At 49.8% G+C, this 3,815-nt stretch carries 9 protein-coding genes; all 9 read left to right on the forward strand.

The window, feature by feature from the left end:
- The first annotated feature begins 157 nt into the window (after positions 1 to 157).
- The gene (locus Q0688_RS11595) at positions 158 to 403 is read left to right on the forward strand and encodes a Cro/CI family transcriptional regulator (RefSeq protein ID WP_299076446.1); all 246 of its coding nucleotides are present in this window, start codon (positions 158 to 160) and stop codon (positions 401 to 403) included.
- Positions 400 to 1,125: a helix-turn-helix domain-containing protein gene (locus tag Q0688_RS11600; RefSeq protein ID WP_299076449.1), complete on the forward strand. Its 726-nt coding sequence runs from the start codon at positions 400 to 402 to the stop codon at positions 1,123 to 1,125. The genes Q0688_RS11595 and Q0688_RS11600 overlap by 4 nt, the downstream gene beginning before the upstream one ends.
- Positions 1,122 to 1,433 (forward strand): winged helix-turn-helix domain-containing protein, encoded by a 312-nt coding sequence (locus tag Q0688_RS11605; RefSeq protein ID WP_299076452.1) that lies wholly within the window; start codon positions 1,122 to 1,124, stop codon positions 1,431 to 1,433. Before Q0688_RS11600 ends, Q0688_RS11605 begins: the two co-directional genes overlap by 4 nt.
- Positions 1,430 to 1,591, forward strand: coding sequence for a hypothetical protein (locus Q0688_RS11610; RefSeq protein WP_299076455.1), 162 nt, complete (start codon positions 1,430 to 1,432; stop codon positions 1,589 to 1,591). The genes Q0688_RS11605 and Q0688_RS11610 overlap by 4 nt, the downstream gene beginning before the upstream one ends.
- A gap of 101 nt (positions 1,592 to 1,692) precedes the next feature.
- Positions 1,693 to 1,857: a hypothetical protein gene (locus tag Q0688_RS11615; RefSeq protein ID WP_299076458.1), complete on the forward strand. Its 165-nt coding sequence runs from the start codon at positions 1,693 to 1,695 to the stop codon at positions 1,855 to 1,857.
- 56 nt (positions 1,858 to 1,913) lie between these two features.
- Positions 1,914 to 2,330 carry a hypothetical protein gene (locus Q0688_RS11620; RefSeq protein WP_299076461.1) on the forward strand — a complete coding sequence of 139 codons (417 nt, stop codon included), beginning with the start codon at positions 1,914 to 1,916 and terminating at the stop codon, positions 2,328 to 2,330.
- On the forward strand, positions 2,327 to 2,890 hold the full coding sequence (locus Q0688_RS11625) for a recombination protein NinG (RefSeq protein WP_299076464.1): 564 nt from the start codon (positions 2,327 to 2,329) through the stop codon (positions 2,888 to 2,890). Before Q0688_RS11620 ends, Q0688_RS11625 begins: the two co-directional genes overlap by 4 nt.
- Positions 2,891 to 3,014: 124 nt before the next feature.
- On the forward strand, positions 3,015 to 3,473 hold the full coding sequence (locus tag Q0688_RS11630) for a hypothetical protein (RefSeq protein ID WP_299076467.1): 459 nt from the start codon (positions 3,015 to 3,017) through the stop codon (positions 3,471 to 3,473).
- On the forward strand, positions 3,470 to 3,815 hold a 346-nt coding region (locus Q0688_RS11635; RefSeq protein ID WP_299076470.1), incomplete at its 3' end, for a hypothetical protein. The genes Q0688_RS11630 and Q0688_RS11635, both read left to right, overlap by 4 nt.

The raw sequence follows: 3,815 nt of genomic DNA on the forward strand, positions 1-3,815 counted from the left end.
TCATTCATATCATCGTATGCAGCAGCTTGCTGTTCTGACTCGTAAGCGGCTATTGCATTGTCAGGGATATTGCTCATTTTTATGGCTCCGGTTTTCTGTAGCGTTGTATATCAGTTTAGAGAATTATACCGGACTGTCAAGGAAAATATAAAAAAGATTGACAGCGCGTCATCGTCTCGCTATATTTCAAACCATGAAAACACCATTGACAAAAGAACAAGCGGTTTCCCTTTACGGGAGCCAAACCAATCTAGCCAATGAGCTGGGCGTAACTAAAGCACTGGTTTCGATCTGGCCTAACGGCGAACCAATCCCTGAGCGCTACGATCTAAGAATACGCTTTGTGCTCAAACCAAAAGGGCTGCGCGATCTGCGCCGAGAAGCCCGACTAGCAGATATATGAGCGCAAAAGCAACATTTTGGGCATGGGATCAGGCTATAAAGCCAGCAACACACAAGCTGGTTCTTCTATCCCTTGCTGACTGCCACAATCCCGATACAGGCCAGTGCAACCCGTCTATTCAATACATTGCCAAAAAGACAGGGTGCGATAGAAAAACCGTTATGCGAGCCTTAACAACTCTTGCCGAATCGGGTTATTTATCAGCCAGCAAGGGGTTCGGCACATCCAATTCCTACATGCTACACACAGACCGCATAGCGTCCAATAGTCCCAAAAATGGTACTGCTTCGGAGGGGGTGTCCCAAACGGACAGCCAGTACCAAAAACGGGACACTACCAGTACCAAAAACGGTACTTCAATAGTCCCTAAATTGGGACTCGAAGCAGTACCAAAAACGGGACACAAAACTAAAAGGGAAACTAAAAGGGAAACTAAAAGGGAAACTAAAAGGAAGTTAAGGCCGTCCGCGCTAGAGGTTGGCGATTATATGCGCAGTAGGGGATTGCTAGATGCTGATGCTGTCGAGCAGTCGGAGAGGTTTGTTAATTACTATACGTCTAACGGCTGGCATGTTGGCAGGCGACCGATGGTTGATTGGCAGGCGTCGGCAAGAAATTGGATTAGCAAGATAAAAACGACCGCGAGCACCAGCGAGAAGGGCGACATATTCGACCGGCTCTCGGATCGTAGTTGGTCACAGGAATTAGTGGAGGCGCAATGAACAACGGGAGAACAGTTGATGTTGAAAATGCCGAGCTTGATCGCCGCATACTGTTAGCGCTCGATGTCTCGAATGGATTAGAGGCGCGAGAGCTGGCTGACTTGCTGGGTGTTCCACGTGAAACCATCTCAAAGCGGATGTTTCGACTGAAAAAGCGAGGGCGCGTGTACATGGCAGAGTCGAGAGGATCAAAACCGTGGAAGTCGATACCGGAGAACCCAGCAAAGCACCCGCTGCATGTTTTGTGGTCTACGCTAGGGCAAGCGGTTGCCCATGATTACACAACCGGCTGGCCGAGGGGCGTATGACTAGGCAAGAGATCGCACTGGCGATGGAGCTGCGCACCTGTAATTGCACGATGGGAAACATTGCCAAAGGGCTGGGCGTATCGGCAGGGTATTTAGGCCAGCAGCTAGCAAGAGCAGAGCGTGAAGGGGCGAGTGTTTTTATGGCGGCAAGAGAGTAAGCGAAGAACGCATAACCTCGCGGTAAGCGAGCAAGAGAGCAACGCGAACGCAGTCCGCTTGACTGCTTTGTTATATTTATTAACTGAAGATGGGTAGAAAAATGGATGATAAATTAGCCGAATTACTTAATTCTCTTGGCGCTGAGGGTTTAGACGCATTTTACTTTTATGTAATAGCGGAGAAAATAGAGTTTGCGATTTTTATTGGGCTTTGTACTTGGGGTGTTAGATCGGCATGGCGTGTTGTCAAGAAGGACTTTCAATAAGAATATAACACCGAGTTTTATTTTATATCTACATACAGACACCTATCGAGGAATTAGTGTTGGGGCAATCGTGGGCAGTAACCGACGAATACAGTCGAGATGAATTTGTACGCTATGTTGATGAGCAGGCGTCCAAGGGCGTGTCGGTAACGTATGAGATAAAGCCCATGCTTCGCAGTGACCAGCAACGCAAAGCGATCGAGGTATTTTGTCGAGAGCTGGCGGAGCAATTAAATGCTGCCGGTTTTGACCAGCGCAAAGTATTGGCCGAGAGGGAAGCGCCGGAGATACCGTGGAGCCAAACAACCGTCAAAGAAAACCTATTCAAGCCGATACTGGAGGCGATGAAAGGGAAAGGCTCTACGGCAAAAATGACCACATCAGAATGCGATGAGGTTCACCGCGTTCTGCATAGGTGGCTGAGTGAGCGTTCTATGCCTTGTCCAGCATGGCCATCGAGGTTTGGCGGGTGAGCGTCAAAAAATGCCGTGTCTGCAAAGCCCATTTTGAGCCATTCAACACCCTGCAACGAGTATGCGGGCCGTCCTGTGCGGCAAAGCACGCAGAAAACGAGCGCGGCAAGGCTGACAGGCGAGAAGCAGCAGAATACCGAGCGCGAACCAAGCCAAAAAAATCATTACTCACCGAGGCGCAGAGAGCGTTTAACAGCTATATTAGAATGCGAGATAGTGGCGCTCCCTGTATTAGCTGCGAGTTATTCAAAAATCATTCGAGTTTATCTGGTCATGCGATGGATGCAGGTCATTGGTATGGCGTTGGCGCTCATCCTGAATTGCGGTTTACCCTGTGGAATGTGCGCCCTCAGTGTGTAGCGTGTAACCGTGATCTATCCGGCCATCCGCATGGGTACGAGAATGGACTGTTAAAACGGTTTGGCCGTGAGTGGGTAGAGGGTCGCAAACAGCAGGCGCGAGATAAACAGCCGAATCACTACAGCAGAGACGATCTGCGTCGCATTAAACGAATATTTACTAAAAGGCAACGATTGTATGCGAGGCTATTTCGTAGCTAAAATCGCTGTCTATCTGCACCAATATTGAAATTATGCCCTGTGCTATACTCTCGGCCACAGCTCGAACATTCCAACATGTGCGCACGATATGTCCTCATTATTTGGTAACAGATCGAGAGAGAATTTGCAGAATGTTCACCCGTTTTTGGTGGAGATTTTGGAGGCCGCTGTCGGTATCAGCCGTGTTGATTTCTCGATTATCGAGGGCCAGCGCACAATCGAGCGAGCGCAAATGCTGTTTGATACTGGCAGGTCAAAACTCAATCCAGCCGAGGGCGAATATTCTCGCCATATTCGACAACTACCTGATGGCACACCCGACGAGCAGTCGGGGCTGGTCTACGCTGTCGATATTGCTGCATTTCATGTTGACCCCGCCATTCGCCAGAAAATCATTTGGGACGAGCAGACATTGTGCTATCTGGCCGGACTGATTGTTGGGCTGGGCGATATAGCCTACACTGAGACAGGGGCCGATTACCGCGTGCGCTGGGGTGGCAATTGGAATCTGAATGGTGTGATATTGCACGATCAGTCATTCGATGATTACGGGCATTTTGAAATGTATAGGGCGTATCAATGAACAAACTACTCACACTGCTAGTCTGCGTAGGGCTATTCGGCTGCGCGAGTAACGGCACAGGCACGATCGGCAACGGCCAGATTGATATTGATCTAGGCGATGGCAAATTATTTGGCAGTGCTGCGGCCTATGAGATCGGCGTATCGCTGGCTCAGGTGGCATTGTTTGAGAAACCCGCACTCGCGCAATCGGCACTGACCAAGCTCTACAACGTGAAAACCCGTGTAGCCGAGGTCGAGCAGAAATACTCCGTCGATCAGGGGCTGGATATCCTCTCTGCGATGCTGGCCGAGGAATGCGGTGTCTGGTGTAAAACCGTCGCCGGTCAGCGATACATGGCGC

This window comes from uncultured Paraglaciecola sp. (assembly GCF_937123705.1).
Taxonomy (GTDB): domain Bacteria; phylum Pseudomonadota; class Gammaproteobacteria; order Enterobacterales; family Alteromonadaceae; genus Paraglaciecola.